The following is a 17297-nucleotide window of genomic DNA, read 5'->3' on the forward strand; positions in this document are numbered from 1 at the left end:
TGGCTGATTGGTGGGTTTCACTCATCTCAAATCTGACGTCTCATATCTCAAGTCTCGCGTCTCATATCTCACTAAATATTTTCCCGAAACATTTTCTTTAACCAAATAATATTTCTACTTTTGCAGTCCCTTAATTGAGAGGGAATGGTTTATTATATAATTAATTCAAAATCAAGCTAGTGAATACGTTAAGTTACAAAACTGTCTCTGCCAACAAAAACACTGTCAACAAAGAATGGATCGTTGTTGATGCTGAAGGCGAGATCTTGGGGCGCTTGGCATCCAATATCGCGAAAGTGATAAGGGGTAAGCACAAGTCTTCGTTCACCCCACACGTAGACTGTGGCGATAACGTGATCGTTATCAACGCAGACAAGATCAAGTTGACCGGAAACAAGATGAGCGACAAGCGTTATGTACGCTATACAGGCTATCCAGGTGGTCAGCGCTTTACTTCTCCTAAGGAAATGTTGGCAAAGCATCCAGGACGCATCGTGGAAAAAGCCGTGCGTGGCATGCTGCCCAAAAATCGATTGGGGCACGCCTTGTTCAACAACCTGTTCGTTTATGCCGGTGCCGAGCATCCGCATGCAGCGCAAAATCCTAAAACTGTTAAATTCTAAAGGAGAAAAAGATGTCAGTAACAAACACTTCAGGAAGAAGAAAAACAGCTGTTGCCCGTATCTATTTGAAGGCTGGTAGCGGCAATATTACCGTAAATGGTAAGGACTATAAAGAATATTTTCCAACATTGCCATTGCAATATATTGTTACCCAAAGTACGGAAGTAGCCGGTGCTGCGGGTAATTATGATGTGAAAGTTAACGTTTCTGGTGGTGGCGTAAAGGGCCAGGCAGAAGCCGTGCGTTTGGCTATCGCCAAAGCATTGGTAGAGCTAGACCCAGAGGTGAAACCAGCACTACGTGCCAAAGGTTTGATGACCCGTGACGATCGTATGGTAGAGCGTAAGAAACCAGGTCGCAAGAAAGCACGCAGAAGATTTCAATTTAGTAAACGTTAATTTAAGGAGGATCAGACAATGGCAAGAACAACATATCAGGAATTACTGGATGCAGGTGTACACTTTGGTCACCTTACCCGCAAGTGGGATCCGAAAATGGCTAAGTACATTTTCATGGAGCGCAACGGTATCCACATCATCGATTTGAACAAGACTTTGGCGAAGCTGGAAGAAGCTGCTTCTGCCATCAAGCAAATTGTGAAGTCGGGACGTAAAGTACTTTTTGTTGCTACTAAAAAACAAGCGAAAGATATCGTCGCCAATCAGGCAAAATCAGTCAACATGCCTTATGTTACTGAGCGTTGGCTAGGAGGTATGCTTACCAATTTTGGTACGGTACGTAAGTCTATAAAGAAAATGTCCAACATCGATAAGATGACCAAAGATGGTACTTACGACGTGCTTTCTAAAAAAGAAAGATTGATGATTCAGCGTGAGCGTATTAAGTTGGAGAGCCTCTTGGGTGGTATCGCCGATTTGAACCGCCTACCAGCTGCTCTGTTCATCATAGACGTGAAGAAAGAACATATTGCTGTAACTGAGGCTTTGAAATTGAGTATTCCTACCTTTGCAATGGTAGATACCAATTCGGACCCTACAAATATCGATTTTCCGATTCCTTCCAATGATGACGCTACTAAGTCTATCACTTTGATTACAGACATCATCGTGAAAGCTATCCAAGAAGGTTTGGATGAGCGCAAGCGGGATAAGGAAGACGAAGCTGAAAAGGAAGCAGCAGTAGCTAAGGCACAAATCGACAATGGTGAAGGTGAGAGTGCTCCGGTAGCGGAAGCTCCTAAGGCTCGCAAGTCTGAGGCTGCTGAGGCCAAAGATGGTGAATAGTAAATAGATAGATTTGTGGGTTGGGAATTGCCTGGTGTACTTGGTCTTTAGCTCGGTTCACAAGGCAATGCGTAACCCACATTTTTTTTAAAACGTATATAAAAATATAAAAATAACATGTCAACTGTACAAATTTCTGCATCAGACGTAAATAAATTGCGCCAACAAACAGGTGCAGGCATGATGGATTGCAAAAAGGCATTGGTAGAAGCCAATGGCGATTTTGAAGCTGCTATCGACTATTTACGTAAGAAAGGTGCTAAGGTGGCAGCCAGTCGCCAAGACCGTGATTCAAACGAAGGAGTTGTTATTGCCAAGACTACTGCCGATGGAAAACGTGGCGTAGTGGTAGAAGTGAACTGCGAGACTGACTTTGTGGCCAAGAATGCCGATTTTATTGCTTTTGCTGAGAGCGTTGCCGATGCAGCAATTGCGGCAAATCCTACAAATATCGATGACTTGAAATCACTGGAAATAAATGGCGCTAAGATTGCCGACCTATTGATCGATCAAACAGGAAAAATTGGCGAAAAGATAGATGTTTCCAAATTTGAAACGGTTGAAGCAGTGAAGGTAGTGCCCTATATTCATGGTAACTATCGTTTGGGTGTACTCGTTGGACTCAGTGCCGATGTAGAAGGTGCGGAAGAGGCCGGCAAGGATGTAGCCATGCAGATTGCCGCAATGAATCCCATCGCCATTGATAAGGATGGTGTAGACGCGCATACTATTGAAAGGGAAATAGAGATAGCCAAGGAGCAAATCCGCGCTGAAGGTAAGCCTGAAAATATGGTCGAAAAAATTGCCCTGGGCAAACTGAATAAATTCTACAAGGACTCTACGCTCCTGAATCAGGAATTTGTTAAAGATAGTTCTAAAAACGTTGGACAGTTCTTGGATAGCGTATCCAAAGGTTTGACCGTTACCGTTTTCAAACGCGTGCAATTGGGCGCATAAGCTACTGGTTGATTAGTTGATCTGTCATTGGTTAATTAATCATTGTCCTCTAGCGTTTATTATTCGGCCAACTGGCCAACTAACTTTATAGAAAAGCTTAGTCCATAAGGATTAAGCTTTTCTTGTTTCCGACGACGATTATTAAACTGACTCACTAATCAGCCAATCAACCAGCCCATTTTTCCCTATCAAGACTGCGAAACTGAATAGCTTCTGCAAGGTGTTCATTCTGTATGTCTGCGCTACCCTCTAGATCGGCAATAGTTCTGGCGACCTTCAATATTCTATCATATGCTCTCGCGGATAGGCCGAGGTTTTCCATGGCACTTTTCAAGAGCTTTTGACCAGTTTCTGGTAGATTGCACGTTTCCCTTAGCATCTTGGTGCTCATTTGTGCGTTATGATGGACGCTGCTCTTCCCTTTAAAGCGTTGTGCTTGGAGTTCTCTTGCCTTCACTACCCGTTTGCGTATCTCTGCACTAGGCTCTGCCATTCTGTTTGTACTCAACTTATCGAAGTCTACGGGCGTCACTTCAACGTGGAGGTCGATTCTATCCAATAGTGGGCCTGAAACCTTGTTCAGATATCGTTGAACAGTATTGGAAGAACAAATACATTCTTTTTCCGGGTGGTTGTAAAATCCGCATGGGCAAGGGTTCATGGAAGCAACCAGCATAAAGCTGGCGGGATAGATCACGTTGAATCTTGCCCTGGAGATATTGATGGTCCTTTCTTCCAAAGGTTGACGGAGCACTTCAAGTACAGTGCGTTTGAATTCGGGCAGCTCATCTAAAAAGAGTACTCCATTGTGGGCTAAGGAGATTTCCCCTGGTTGGGGATAGGTGCCACCGCCCACGAGGGCGATATCGGAGATGGTATGGTGTGGGGCACGAAAAGGTCTCGCGGTTAGGAGGGAAATGCTGGACGAAAGCTTTCCTGCCACGGAATGTATTTTAGTTGTTTCCAGCGATTCATCGAGGCTTAGCGGCGGTAGTATACTTGGAAGCCTTTTTGCGAGCATGGTTTTCCCTGCTCCTGGTGGTCCTATGAGAATAACGTTGTGGCCCCCAGCAGCAGCAATCTCCAGTGCCCTCTTGATGTTTTCTTGTCCGCGTACGTCTGAGAAATCGCTTTCATATTCGCTGGTCCCATCATATAGTTCTTTGGCAATGTCTACCTTGGTTGCGTTAAGCACGGTCGTTTCATTGAGGAAGTCGATAACCTCGCGGATATTATCTACTCCGTAGATTTCCAAACCGCTTACAATGGCCGCTTCGCGGGCATTGGCCTTTGGAAGGAAAATGCCCCTAAAGCCGTCTTTCTGTGCCTGTAGCGCAATGGGTAGTGCACCCTTGATAGGCAGTAGGCTCCCATCCAATGACAGTTCCCCCAGAAACAGAAAGTCCATAAAGTGCTCTTTGCTTACCTGAGTCGATGCTCCAAGGATGCCTATGGCTATTGCAAGGTCATAAGAACTGCCTTCTTTTTTGATGTCCGCGGGAGCCATGTTGACCACGATTTTTTGACGTGGCATGCGATAGTTCGCACATTTCAGTGCACTTTCAATACGAAAGGTGCTTTCCTTAACAGCGCTGTCTGGCAGCCCAACAATATAGTATTGTGTGCCGGAGGAGATATTTACTTCGATGGTTATGGTTGTTGCCTCGATGCCATATACCGCACTTCCAAAAGTCTTTACGAGCATAAGCATTTATTTTTATCCAAAATATGGATAAATCCCATGCGAGACAAGATATGTTGGAAAAAATTTCGATATGGCTATGGGATATTTATATTTGAGATATGAGCATGTTTGAACTGTTTTTCAAGAAGAAGCCGAAAGTTGTAGGACTTACACTCTCTGGGGGTGGTTTAAGGGGTATTGGCCATATTGGTGCCATTAAAGCATTGGAGGAGCATGGAATGAAGCCCGATATCATATCGGGTGCTAGCGCGGGTGCTATCATTGGAGCCTTTTATGCCGCGGGTTACAGTCCAGATGAAATGCTCTCCATTGCGCTGAGGTCTACTTTTTTCTCTCCGAGTAGCCTGCGGTTTCGTGTGGGGGGAATCTTCAACCCTGATTTTCTTGAAAGACTTATCAAAGAACATATCCTAGACAATAGTTTTGAAGCATTGAAGATCCCTTTGTATGTGGCAGTGACGGATATCGTAAAGGGGAGAACCGAATACATCAGTCAAGGCGAGCTGAGTAAGATGCTGATAGCTTCTGCGAGCATCCCCTTTGTGTTTCCCTATGTAAACGATGGGGGAAAAATGTTTATGGACGGTGGTATTATGAACAATTTCCCAATCGAGCCAATAAAAAAGAAATGTACAAGGCTTATTGGCGTTCATGTTAATGCAATTTCCGATGAAAAGGCGGGACCATGGGGAGCTGCCAAGATTTTGGATCGGATAATCCATTTGGCGTTGAGCAATACGGTGTACCCAAAGGCAAAGTATTGCAATGTTTTTATAGATCCTCCAAATATGACTACTTTTAGTCTTTTTGAGAAGAAAGACGTTCAGAAGATATACGATTACGTATATGACTACACATCCAATTACCTAGCCAAAACGTTGAAATAGGCAGTTTATCCTATCTTTTTACTTATGTGCCCTTTTTGAGGTATGATTTTTCATACCTATAAGGTTGTGCGAATAAATTTAGTTAAGTATGCTTATATTCATTAATTTTAATTGTTTAATTTATTTGTTAGAGTGTACTAACTTTTATAAGTTTGCATATCAAAACAAATTAATGAATGATGAGATCAAAAATTATACTAACATTTCTAACGCTGCTGTTCGGAACAATGGTCATGGCGCAAACAGGCACCATGCGGGGTTCTGTACGGGATGTAAAGGGCGAAGCTATTGCCTATGCAACTGTCAGCATCCCTAAATTGAAACTGGGTACATCGGCCGACAGTACCGGCAAATATGAATTGGCGGATATTCCCTTGGGTACCTGGCAAGTACAGGTAAGTTATATGGGGTACGACAGCTATTTTACTGCTATTGCTGTCAGCAATGCATTGCCGATAGAAAGAGACTTTACCCTGAATATTGGAGATGCATCACTGGGCGAGGTTGTTATAACCGGAACGATGAAAGATGTGAGCAGATTGGCCAGTCCCATTCCTGTAGAGGTCTATACGCCTTCGTATTTCAGGAAAAATCCAACCCCAAGCCTATTTGATGCTGTTGGAATGATAAATGGCGTACAACCGCAGCTTAATTGTAACGTATGCAATACGGGAGATATACACATAAACGGTATGGAAGGTCCATACACGATGATATTGATAGATGGGATGCCGATAGTGAGTGCATTGTCTTCGGTATACGGTTTGAGTGGTATACCCAATAGCATGGTAGAACGAATTGAGGTGGTAAAAGGACCCGCCTCATCCCTTTATGGATCGGAAGCGATGGGAGGTATTATAAATGTTATTACCAAGAATCCACTAAGCGCACCTATGCTGAGTGCAGATGTTTTTGGTACATCCTGGGGAGAGATCAATGCCGATGTGGGCACAAAGTTCAATATCGGTAATGCCACCGGTCTCTTGGGCGTCAACTACTTCAATTATAAGAACAAAGTGGACAACAATGATGACAATTTTACGGATATGACCTTGCAGGATAGGATATCTGTCTTCAACAAATGGAATTTCAGAAGAAAGGAAAACAGGGTGGCCAGTATTGCTGCTAGGTATGTCTACGAGGACCGTTGGGGAGGAGAGATGAACTGGAACAAGTCTTTTCGAGGTAGTGATGAGGTTTATGGAGAAAGCATATATACAAAAAGGGCAGAGCTTATAGGACTGTATCAACTGCCAGTGAAAGAACGGATTTTTACGCAATTTTCATATAATTGGCATGATCAAAATTCCTATTATGGAGATGTACCCTATATGGCTACACAGCGGGTGGCCTTCGCGCAGGCTTATTGGGATAAACAAATTGGAGCTAATCACGATTTCTTGCTTGGGGTGGCCATGCGCTATACCACTTATGATGATAATACGCCGGCCACTGCCTCTGCCGATGGTTCGAAAAACGAGGTGGCCAAGACGCCTTTGCCCGGTATTTTTGTTCAGGACGAATGGACTTTGAACGATAAGAATACGGTATTATTGGGCTATCGCTATGACCACGACAAGAACCATGGTAATGTGCATTCCCCTCGTTTTGCATACAAGTTTTCTCCCAATAACAACAACACTTTACGGGCAAGCTTCGGCACGGGATTCCGTGTGGTCAACCTTTTTACCGAAGACCACGCTGCCCTTACTGGGTCTAGGGAAGTGGTCATTGCAGAAGAGCTAAATCCAGAGAGGTCTTATAATGGAAACTTGAATTATGTGCTTAAGATACCCACAGAAAGCTTTTTTCTGGGCTTTGATATCACTGGTTTTTATTCTTATTTTACCAATAAGATTATTGGCGATTATGATGTAGATCCAAACCAGATTGTCTACGACAATTTGAGTGGGCACGCTGTTTCCAGGGGTGTATCGCTGAATACGGATTTGACCTTTACCTTTCCTTTGAAGGTATTGGCGGGAATCTCCTATATGAACGTGTATCAGATGAGGGAAGATGATTTAGGCGTTAAAGAAAAGGTAGTGCAATGGCACGCTCCAAAATGGTCTGGTACGTTTGTGGCATCTTATGCTTTCCCTAAGGGGTTTTCGGCAGATTTTACGGGACAGTGGAACGGACCTATGCGTTTGCCCATACAACCCAATGACTATCGTCCAGAATACTCTCCATGGTTTTGCGTGGCCAATGTACAGGTAACGAAAAAGTTCGACAAAGGAATAGAGATATATGGTGGCGTAAAAAATCTATTTAACTTCATCCCCAAATACCCGCTTATGAGGCCTTTTGATCCTTTTGACAGAACCGTGGACGACCCAGTAAATAATCCTTATGGCTGGACTTTTGATACCGAATACAATTATGCATCGTTGCAGGGAATTAGGGGGTTTTTGGGCATAAGGTACAATTTGTTTTAGTTATGGTTACATGGCAGGCAAATTGATAAGATAGACACGTTATGACGAAGCTATTGGAAAGGACAATATTATACATGCTGATCTTGTTGCAGCTGTTTGGTCTGGCTTATGCACAAGCCAAGATCGAGCCTCTTCCAATAGAAATGCTCGCAGACAGTATGAACCAAAAGCCCAAGGCCATACTTGTGCTTGTTGCTACAGATTGGTGTAGTTATTGTCAATTGCAGAAGGCGCGCATGGCAAAAAGCAAGGAGTTGCGGGATGTGAGTCAGTATGTTTACTACGTGGAATTGAGTGCTGAAGCTAAGGACACGATCGTCTTTGATGGTCAGCCATATAGCTACCTCAATAATGGGCCTTCGTCAGGCATTCATGAACTCGCCGTACATCTTGCCGAAGAACATGGCAGGGTGGCATATCCAACATTGGTATTACTGGACAACAATTATCAAGTGGTATTTCGATTCCAAGGATTGCTAAGCAAGGATGCCACCAAGGCTTTAAATAATTATTTTAGAATGTTGAGTGCGAGAAAGATGTGATGGCGATTTGGTTGGAAAATAAAAAAGAGGCTGTCTTTTTGAGACAGCCTCTTTCTTTGTTGGGCATATCTGAGTGTTAGAGTTTCCTCTTCACCTCTACTTGCTCATAAGCTTCCACGATGTCTCCGACCTTTATGTCGTTGAAATTCTGTATGTTAAGACCACATTCATAGCCCGTGGCTACCTCTTTCACATCATCTTTGAAGCGTTTCAAGGAAGCCAGCTGGCCAGTATAGATTACCACGCCATCCCTGATTACGCGAACATCGTGATTGCGATTTATCTTTCCATCCAACACCATACATCCGGCAATAGTACCTACTTTGCTGATTTTGAACGTTTCCCTGATTTCCACATTGGCAACGATCTTTTCTTCGAATTTAGGCGCCAACATGCCTTCCATGGCCGCTTTGATCTCGTCAATAGCATCATATATGATCGAGTACAAACGAATATCAATTTGTTCGTGCTCTGCCAGTTTCCTGGCACCCTGTGATGGCCTTACTTGGAAGCCAATGATGATGGCATCGGATGCAGAAGCTAGCAATACATCCGATTCTGAAATTTGACCTACGGATTTGTGTATGATGTTTACCTGAATCTCTTCAGTTGAGAGCTTTAACAAGGAATCGGACAACGCTTCGATGGAACCATCCACATCACCTTTTACAATGATATTCAGTTCCTTGAAATTACCAATTGCCAAACGGCGTCCAATTTCATCCAAGGTAATATGTTTCTGTGTACGCAGGCCTTGTTCCCGCTGCAATTGGAGTCTCTTGTTGGCAATTTGTCTTGCCTCCGATTCACTTTCCATTGCGTAGAATTTGTCGCCTGCCGTAGGGGCTCCGCTCATTCCCAGGATCTGCACTGGCGTAGAAGGTCCTGCTGCCGAAACCTTTTGGCCTCTTTCGTTCGAAAGGGCTTTCACTTTCCCGCTATGGGAACCTGCCAGTATAGGGTCTCCTACGCGTAAGGTTCCTCCCTCGATGAGTACCGTGGTCACAATGCCTCGGCCTTTATCTAAGGCAGCCTCAATGACGGTACCCACGGCACGTTTCTTAGGATCTGCCGTTAGTTCCAGCATATCGGCTTCCAAAAGTACTTTCTCAAGAAGAAGGTTGACATTTAACCCTGTTTTACCAGAGATCTCTTGGCATTGGTATTTCCCACCCCAATCTTCTACCAAGATATTCATAGTAGAAAGCTGCTCGCGTATCCTGTCGGCATTGGCTCCTGGCTTGTCGATTTTTGTGAATGCAAATACAATAGGAACGCCTGCCGCCTGCGCGTGATTGATGGCCTCCCTGGTTTGTGGCATGACACTGTCGTCTGCAGCGATGACAATGATAGCGATATCGGTTACTTTTGCACCTCGGGCACGCATAGCAGTAAATGCCTCGTGACCAGGAGTATCAAGGAAGGTGATCTTGCGTTCGTTTTCCAAAGTAACTTCGTATGCACCTATATGCTGTGTTATTCCACCAGCTTCTCCGGCGATGACGTTCGTATGTCGCACATAGTCCAAAAGAGAGGTCTTACCATGATCCACGTGCCCCATTACTGTCACGATAGGTGCGCGAGGAACCAAGTTTTCTGGATTGTCAGGTTCTTCCAAGGAGTGCGTCTCCTCATCTTCAGGTTTTATGAACTCTACTTCATAACCAAATTCGTCTGCAACGATGGTCAATGTTTCGGCATCCAAACGCTGATTGATGGAAACGAAAATACCGAGGCTCATGCAAGTGGAAATGATCTGAGTGACAGATACATCCATCATGTTGGCAAGGTCATTTGCCGTTACAAATTCCGTAACGCGTAATACTTTTGATTGAAGCTCTTTTTCAAGTGCCGCCTCTTCTGCAGAAGAAGCAACATCATCTCTTTTTTGCCTTCTCAATTTTGCACGTTGTGCAAATTTTCCAGACTTTCCTGCACCACTTAATCGGGCAAGGGTTGCCTTGATCTGGTCTTGTATTTCTTTTTCTGATGGTTCTTCCTTTGTTGGTTCAGTACCGCGTCTGCCTTTGAAATCTTTTCCTTTGAACCGATCTGGTCTGGTGTTTCCGCCGTGGCGAGCTTGGCCTTGTCCAGCGTTTTGCTGGCCGCTATTGCTTTGCGGGGTTGTGCTGGTCCTTTTTCGCTTCCTTTTGTTATGATCGGCTCCAGTACCTACCCCTCCATTTGAAGAGGAAGCCACGGGTTTGTCCTTGTGCCTAACATGTGGCGTAGGCAATTCAATTTTCCCAATAACTTTAGGGCCAGATAGGTGTTCTGTTTTTGCTCTATAGATATTGGGGCCTTCGCTTTCTTTAGAACTGGGGGTGGCTGCTTGTTCTTCACTACTTGTCGCTTTGTCGCTTTGGGTAGTGGGTGATACGTTTTCAGACACTTTGTCTGCCACATGCATCGGTGCACTTGGCTGATTCTTGCTTGGTATTTCTGCCGTTTGTTTCACTGGCTCCTTCTTTGGAACTACTTCTTTTGGGGTTTCATCGGCAATATCATTGGATGGCAATGCTTCTTTGATGTCATCAACTTGATCTGCCTTAGGGCTTTCTGTTGGGATAATAGGGTCTTGCTTTTTTTCTTTGTTTTTACCCTTTTGTTTCAAGCTATCAAGATCTATTTTTCCCACCACCTTTACGCCAAAAGAAGGCGAGCTTTGCTCTTCGTCCTTTTTTGAAGGGGTTTCTTTAGATGTATGAGGCTCTGTTGGGGTAGGCACAGGGGCACTGAAAGCAGTATTTTGTTTGATGAGGATTTCCTCTTGGATATCTTGCTTTTCTTCTTGCGCTTTTGGCGTAGGAGTTTCTATAGGAGCCTCATCGCGACGAATCTTTCCAATAACGATTTGATTGGCTTCTTCCTTAACGATTTTGTCTCCCTGAAATTCCTTGGAAAGAACCTCATACATATCCGAGGTCAATTTGGTATTTGGTTTTGCGCTCACTTCAAAGCCATTGCTAGCTAAAAAATCAGCGGCTGTACCAATTCCAATGTTGAGTTCTTTTGCTGCTTTCAGTAAATTTATGCTCTTGCCTTCTGTCATTAATATAGTTACCTCTGTTGTTTTTTTTATGTATAATGCAAAAATACATTTTTTTGCCTCATTATTAGAATTATTGGAAATAATGATGACAAAATCCCTTTGGAACATTCTACGAACATCTGGGATAAAAGTCGTCTAAGCTGCTTCTATTGCCTAAGTAACAGAAGCAAAATGTCCATTTTATTCAAATTCGGCGTTCAGGATGTCGATCACATCTTCTACGGTGCTCTCTTCCAAATCCGTGCGTCTCACAAGTTCCGTAACGTCCAAAGCCAAGATGGATTTTGCAGTATCCAGACCTACCCGTTTGAACTCGTCAATGATCCATCCTTCGATTTCATCTGCGAATTCGTCGAGATCCACATCTTCCTCATTGTCATGATCCTGGCGATATACGTCAATCTCATATCCCGTCAATTTACCGGCAAGCTTAATGTTGTGTCCGCCACGTCCTATGGCTAAGGATACTTGATCTGCTTCCAGGTAAACGGCCGCTCTCTTATGTTCCTCGTCCAGCTTGATATTGTTGATACGGGCGGGACTCAGTGCGCGTTGGATATACAATGAGCTGTTCGTCGTAAAATTGATTACGTCAATATTTTCGTTTCTAAGTTCGCGGACGATACCGTGGATACGGGAACCCTTCATGCCCACACAAGCTCCTACTGGGTCTATGCGGTCATCATAAGATTCCACAGCTACTTTCGCACGTTCTCCTGGTTCGCGAACGATTTTTTTGATGGTAATCAACCCATCAAATATTTCGGGGACTTCCAATTCAAATAGGCGCTGTAGGAACTCTGGCGCTGTTCTGGAAATGATGATCTTTGGCGTGGTATTCATCATATCCACTTTGTGCACTACTGCGCGAATGGTATCCCCTTTCTTGAAATAGTCCGCAGGGATTTGTTCCGATTTGGGGAGGATAAGCTCATTGCCTTCGTCATCCAATATAAGGCTTTCCTTCTTCCACGTTTGGTATACTTCTCCGGTGACTATTTCGCCGACGCGATCTTTGTACTTCTTGAAAATCTCATCTTTTTCCAGTTCCAACACCTTCGATACCAAAGTTTGCCTAGCGGCCAAAATAGCTCTGCGGCCAAAGCTTTCCAAGGTGATTTCTTCGATGAAATCATCTCCGACTTCTAAATCCGGATCTACTTTCCTTGCTTCGGATAGTTCGATTTCCAGGTCATCGTCTTCCGAAAATTCGTCTTCTACGACTACCCGAGTACGGTAAATTTCCAAGTCGCCGTTGTCGGGGTTCACAATGACGTCACAGTTTTCGTCGGTGTTGAATTTTTTTCGGATCATACTCCGAAATACTTCCTCTAGAACACTGATTACCGTTGGACGGTCGATGTTTTTGAAGTCCTTAAACTCCTGAAATGAGTCGATTAAATTGATGTTGCTCATTTTGTTATTTGAATGAAATTATAACCTTTATTTCTGCTATTTCGTCAATTGCCTTGCTCACTTGCTTGGCATATGCCTTTTTTCCTTTTTCCTTTACGCTTGTTTCCAGCACTATTTTGTCGGGAGTGACTTCCAGTAGCACGCCCTCTATGCGCTCTCCCTCTTTTGTCTTAAGAGCTATCGTCCTCCCGGTATTTTTTACATATTGCCTATGCAGGAGTAAAGGGCTGTCTATGCCAGGCGAGGACACTTCGAGGTTATAAGCCTGCTCTATTAGTGCTTCTTCCTCCAAGTGATAGCCTACATGCCTGCTTATGGCGGCGCAATCCTGAATATTGATGCCTTCATCACCGTCTACACAGATGGCAAGCCTGCCATTTTTCTGTAGCGATATGCTTACCAAAAACAAGTCTGGCCTGTCCGATATTTTTTCCTCTACGAGCTCTCTTACCCTGTCTTCTACTTTCATCAAAAACATGCATAATGAAAAAGAGGGGCCTAAATTGGGGTCCCCTCTTTTTAAAGATTATGCAAATATAAAGCTTTTCTTTGGGAATTCAAAATCTTTGAACCTAAGGAGAAAAGACATTCTTGCGGGCAAATTGCGCTTAAAGACAAAATCGCCCGTTTAGTCTGCCTTATTCGTGCCAAAGAGGCTACCAAAGATCATCTGGAAGAAAGCCGTCAATAATGCAAACAATGCCGCCCACCAAAAATTGTCTACCACAAAATTGGGCTTTAGGAAATAACTCGTGAGCTGTACCATCAAAACAGTGATGATGAACGAGATCAATCCCAATGTGAGCAGGTTGAGCGGAAAAGTGAAAAATCGCAAAATGGTACCAATGGTGGCATTGACAAATGCGATGATAAATCCTGCTAATAAAGCATACAAGAAACCGGAAACATGTGCTCCGGGTAGGATATAGGCAGCTAACAAAATGCTTATTCCCGTAATGAAAAGGTCTACTATAAATTTCATTTTGATGTCGATTAATTATTGTTTTATGTAAAGTAAAAAAAAGTACGTTTTGTTTGAACGGAAGATTTTTTTTCTTGTAGAAATTTAATTTGGATATTTTGTCGCTGTTTGGCTTCTGCGCTGAATAGATCGATACACGCCATAAAAAATGAAATTCTAATTACTTGTACTATATTTGGAAAATATACTAAAGGTTTAATCATAAATTTATATATGTCGCACTTGCTTAAAACCACGATTTGCTTGGTGTTTTCACTATTGACCTATGGTCTTTCCATTGCGCAAACGTATAACTTGTTGGTGGGTACTTATACCAAGCCATCTGCAGGAGAGGGAATTTACGTGTATTCATTTGACGGAAAAACAGGAAATGCTGTTTTCCGGAGTATGGTACGTACGGAACATCCTTCCTTTTTAGCCTTGGCAAACAGCAAGCGGTACCTATATGCTGTCAATGAACAGGGCAACGGCAAAGGAGCGGTTAGCGCCTTTTCGTACAATCGTTATAGTGGAGAATTACGTTTTGTAGATAGCCAGTATACCGAGGGCGATGCGCCATGCCATATTTCCATTGATAAGAAAGACCAGACGGTTGTCGTATCAAACTACAGCGGGGGAAATTTGAGTGTCTTTGGCGTTGAACCCAATGGTACCTTGTCTCCCATAGTGCAAAAAGAACAGTACTATGGTTCCAGTGTCAATCGCGACAGGCAGGAAAAATCCCATGTTCATTCGGCTTTTTTTACACCGAGCAACCAACAGCTCTTGGTTCAGAACTTGGGTACGGATAAGATCTATATCTATCCATTTAATAAACGGGATAGAAAAAGGCCGGTGGAGTTGGATAAGGTAAAAGAGATAGACGTGAAGCCAGGAAGTGGGCCCCGACATGTTGCCATAAACAAGAAGGGAAACCATATATACTTGGTTACCGAGATGATTCCTTTGGTACAGGTTTATAAAATGGAAAAAGGAACCTTTGATCTGGTGCAGGAAGAGAGCATTGTTGAATCGGGCTTTGCGGGCACGGTGGGGGCTGCGGACATTAAGCTGAGTCCGGACGGAAAGTTTCTTTATGCCTCCAATAGAGGAGATGCCAATGACATGAGCATTTTTTCGATAGACAAGAAAACTGGTAAGCTCACCTTTTTGAAGCGGATATCGACATTGGGCAAAGGTCCGCGAAATTTTGCGATGACGCCAGACGGCAAGTATCTGCTTGTGGCACATCAGTATACAAATGATGTCGTGGTGTTTGCGCGCGATAAGAAATCGGGATTGCTTGAATATACCGGAAAGAAAATCGAGGTGGGAGCGCCCGTTTGTTTGGTCTTCGATAAATTATAGACCAATATGCCATGGCTGTGGGTAAAAAAGAACAACGTTCCAAGAAAACGGGGGCCAGTATAGTAGATATTGCCGAGGCGTTGAACATATCTGCTGCCACGGTGTCGCGCGCGCTTAATGGTCATGCTCGCATAAGTGAAGAGACAAAAAGGAAGGTCAAGAAGAAAGCCCAGGAAATGGGCTATGTTGTCAATCGAATGGCTTCCTCCCTTCGTAAAAATCGCTCGGGTATCGTGGGCTTGATCGTGCCCAGGATATCCATGCATTTCCATACTGTTTTCATTACTTCTTTACAGCGTCTGCTTCAAGAGGCTGGATATCGCCTAATGATTGCCCAATCGGATGATGACGGCACCTTGGAGCGAGATTTGGTGGAAGCCATGTTCTCATCCAGGGTAGATGCATTGGTTATTTCTCTTTCCCTGACATCGGAAGACTATAGCGTTTTCGACAATTTCATAGAAAATCGAATCCCAGTGGTCTTTTATGACAGGGTGCCGCTGAAGCCGATACCTTATACATACACTTTTGTAGGCGACGATTTTGGAGGAGGATATGCGGTAGCTCGGCATTTGGCAGGCTTGGGTGCAAAGAAGATCGCTTACATCTCAGGTCCGCTGAGCTGTAACTTGTATCGCGATCGCACGCTTGGTTTCCTAAAGGGCCTACAGGATGAAAGTCTGTCACTCAAAGACGAGTGGGTGTTTTATCAAGAGCTGACGGTAGAAAATGCACGGAAAAGCATAGAGCTGCTCTTTGCTAAGCGTACGAAGCCCGATGCCATCTTTGCCGCCAATGATAATACCGCCATTACCATATTGGAATTTGCTAGAAAAGAGAGGATAGCTGTCCCCCATGATTTGAAGATAGTGGGGTATAGCAATGATCCCAAAGCAGCTATTATCAGCCCGGCTATAACGACCGTAGACCAATACCCCGAAGAAATGGCCAACAAAGTGTCCCAACTCATATTGAAGGTGCTTCATAAGCAAGAGCAATTAACGGAAAAGCCCTTGCCAGTGGTTACTCCTGTACAGCTGCTGATTAAAGGTAGTACGGACAGGGCTTAGTGTTTTTGGTCTGTTTTGATTTCTTTGTGTAAACGTTTGCATAGTTGTGTCGTAAATACTACCTTAGCTTTCCAAAGGCCAATTTGCCCAGATAATGAATTGTCTTGCATAAGAGTAGACTGTCTGATAAATTTTACCAAACATAACAACTTATAACATGGGGATATTATATAATAGCCGATATGCATCTAGTCCCACGGAGGTGATGGGGATGGATACAGAAGCTTTACGCGATCATTTTTTGATAGATAAACTTTTTGTTGCTGATGAGATTCATTTGACGTACACGCATTTTGATCGCTATATAGCTGGCGGGGCGATGCCGGTAGCTGGAGGGCTGCCCCTGGAGGCGATAGCGCCTTTAAAAGCCGATTATTTTTTGGAGCGTCGTGAGTTGGGGCTTATCAACATTGGCGGAGCAGGCAGGGTGGAAGTTGATGGGCTAGTCTACGAAATTGGTCATAAGGAGGCGCTCTATGTAGGCCGTGGCTCTAAACTTGTGGTGTTCAGCAGCGATGACAGCAACAGTCCAGCCAAGTTTTATATCAATTCTGCGCCTGCCCATTGTTCCTATCCTACAAAAAAGGTGACCAAGGCCGAGGCCGAAATCGTAGAGCTAGGTTCGTTAGAGACAGCCAATCATAGGATTATCAATAAATTGTTGATAGCGGGTGTAGTGGAAACCTGCCAGCTGCAAATGGGGATGACCGAATTGAAACCCGGCAGCGTATGGAATACCATGCCCGCCCATACACATGATAGGCGTATGGAAGTTTATTGTTATTTTGAGGTGCCCCAGGGACAGTCTGTGTGTCATTTTATGGGAAAACCCAACGAAACTAGGCATATATGGATGCAGAATGAGCAGGCCGTTATTTCGCCACCCTGGTCTATACATGCCGGTGCAGGAACTTCAAACTATACTTTTATATGGGGTATGGCCGGTGAAAACCTGGATTATGGCGATATGGATGCTTGTGCTATCACGGATTTGAAATAGGAATAGTTTGAGATCAAGGAAATAGAAGCTGAAT

At 43.9% G+C, this 17297-nt stretch carries 15 protein-coding genes; 10 read left to right on the forward strand and 5 right to left on the reverse strand.

All coding sequences use genetic code 11. The annotated features are described in order from the left end of the window. Positions 1-179 precede the first annotated feature (179 nt). The 4 genes from rplM to tsf all read left to right on the forward strand — a co-directional run bounded on the left by rplM (position 180) and on the right by tsf (position 2824). Positions 180-623 carry a 50S ribosomal protein L13 gene (rplM, locus tag A37S_RS0111800; protein ID WP_028297162.1) on the forward strand — a complete coding sequence of 148 codons (444 nt, stop codon included), beginning with the start codon at positions 180-182 and terminating at the stop codon, positions 621-623. Positions 624-634: 11 nt separating this feature from the next. Next, complete coding sequence (gene rpsI, locus A37S_RS0111805; protein ID WP_028297163.1) at positions 635-1021, forward strand: 30S ribosomal protein S9; 387 nt, start codon at positions 635-637, stop codon at positions 1019-1021. A gap of 18 nt (positions 1022-1039) precedes the next feature. Next, on the forward strand, positions 1040-1867 hold the full coding sequence (gene rpsB / locus A37S_RS0111810; protein ID WP_028297164.1) for a 30S ribosomal protein S2: 828 nt from the start codon (positions 1040-1042) through the stop codon (positions 1865-1867). A gap of 117 nt (positions 1868-1984) precedes the next feature. Beyond that, complete coding sequence (tsf, locus tag A37S_RS0111815; RefSeq protein ID WP_028297165.1) at positions 1985-2824, forward strand: translation elongation factor Ts; 840 nt, start codon at positions 1985-1987, stop codon at positions 2822-2824. 166 nt (positions 2825-2990) lie between these two features. Here tsf and A37S_RS0111820 read toward each other — a convergent pair whose 3' ends face one another. Further along, the gene (locus tag A37S_RS0111820) at positions 2991-4529 is read right to left on the reverse strand and encodes a YifB family Mg chelatase-like AAA ATPase (protein ID WP_028297166.1); all 1539 of its coding nucleotides are present in this window, start codon (positions 4527-4529) and stop codon (positions 2991-2993) included. A gap of 98 nt (positions 4530-4627) precedes the next feature. Here A37S_RS0111820 and A37S_RS0111825 point away from each other — a divergent pair, with 98 nt between their 5' ends. From A37S_RS0111825 to A37S_RS0111835, 3 genes are all read left to right on the forward strand, one after another. Beyond that, positions 4628-5416, forward strand: a complete 789-nt coding sequence (locus tag A37S_RS0111825) for a patatin-like phospholipase family protein (RefSeq protein ID WP_028297167.1) — start codon at positions 4628-4630, stop codon at positions 5414-5416. A 179-nt stretch (positions 5417-5595) separates the two neighbouring features. Next, entirely contained in the window at positions 5596-7854 is a 2259-nt protein-coding gene (locus tag A37S_RS0111830; protein ID WP_028297168.1) for a TonB-dependent receptor, read from the forward strand. A 41-nt stretch (positions 7855-7895) separates the two neighbouring features. Beyond that, on the forward strand, positions 7896-8396 hold the full coding sequence (locus tag A37S_RS0111835) for a thioredoxin family protein (RefSeq protein ID WP_084163878.1): 501 nt from the start codon (positions 7896-7898) through the stop codon (positions 8394-8396). Positions 8397-8472: 76 nt separating this feature from the next. On the opposite strand, the gene infB is transcribed toward A37S_RS0111835, so the two are convergent. From infB to A37S_RS0111860, 4 genes are all read right to left on the reverse strand, one after another. Then, positions 8473-11448, reverse strand: coding sequence for a translation initiation factor IF-2 (gene infB, locus A37S_RS0111840; RefSeq protein WP_028297170.1), 2976 nt, complete (start codon positions 11446-11448; stop codon positions 8473-8475). A gap of 180 nt (positions 11449-11628) precedes the next feature. Next, positions 11629-12864, reverse strand: a complete 1236-nt coding sequence (gene nusA, locus A37S_RS0111845) for a transcription termination factor NusA (RefSeq protein ID WP_028297171.1) — start codon at positions 12862-12864, stop codon at positions 11629-11631. Positions 12865-12868: 4 nt separating this feature from the next. Beyond that, entirely contained in the window at positions 12869-13333 is a 465-nt protein-coding gene (gene rimP, locus A37S_RS0111850) for a ribosome assembly cofactor RimP (protein WP_028297172.1), read from the reverse strand. Between the two features lie 159 nt (positions 13334-13492). Next, positions 13493-13846 carry a phage holin family protein gene (locus A37S_RS0111860; RefSeq protein WP_028297173.1) on the reverse strand — a complete coding sequence of 118 codons (354 nt, stop codon included), beginning with the start codon at positions 13844-13846 and terminating at the stop codon, positions 13493-13495. A gap of 213 nt (positions 13847-14059) precedes the next feature. On the opposite strand from A37S_RS0111860, the gene A37S_RS0111865 reads away from it, so the two are divergent. The 3 genes from A37S_RS0111865 (at position 14060) to kduI (ending at position 17263) form a co-directional block, all read left to right on the forward strand. Next, positions 14060-15193 (forward strand): lactonase family protein, encoded by a 1134-nt coding sequence (locus tag A37S_RS0111865; RefSeq protein WP_028297174.1) that lies wholly within the window; start codon positions 14060-14062, stop codon positions 15191-15193. Between the two features lie 11 nt (positions 15194-15204). Continuing rightward, the gene (locus tag A37S_RS0111870; RefSeq protein WP_028297175.1) at positions 15205-16263 is read left to right on the forward strand and encodes a LacI family DNA-binding transcriptional regulator; all 1059 of its coding nucleotides are present in this window, start codon (positions 15205-15207) and stop codon (positions 16261-16263) included. A gap of 157 nt (positions 16264-16420) precedes the next feature. Beyond that, a complete protein-coding gene (kduI, locus tag A37S_RS0111880) occupies positions 16421-17263 on the forward strand; it encodes a 5-dehydro-4-deoxy-D-glucuronate isomerase (RefSeq protein ID WP_028297176.1) in 843 nt (280 codons plus the stop codon). Positions 17264-17297: the final 34 nt, after the last annotated feature.

It is taken from the genome of Olivibacter sitiensis DSM 17696 (assembly GCF_000427965.1).
Classification (GTDB): domain Bacteria; phylum Bacteroidota; class Bacteroidia; order Sphingobacteriales; family Sphingobacteriaceae; genus Olivibacter; species Olivibacter sitiensis.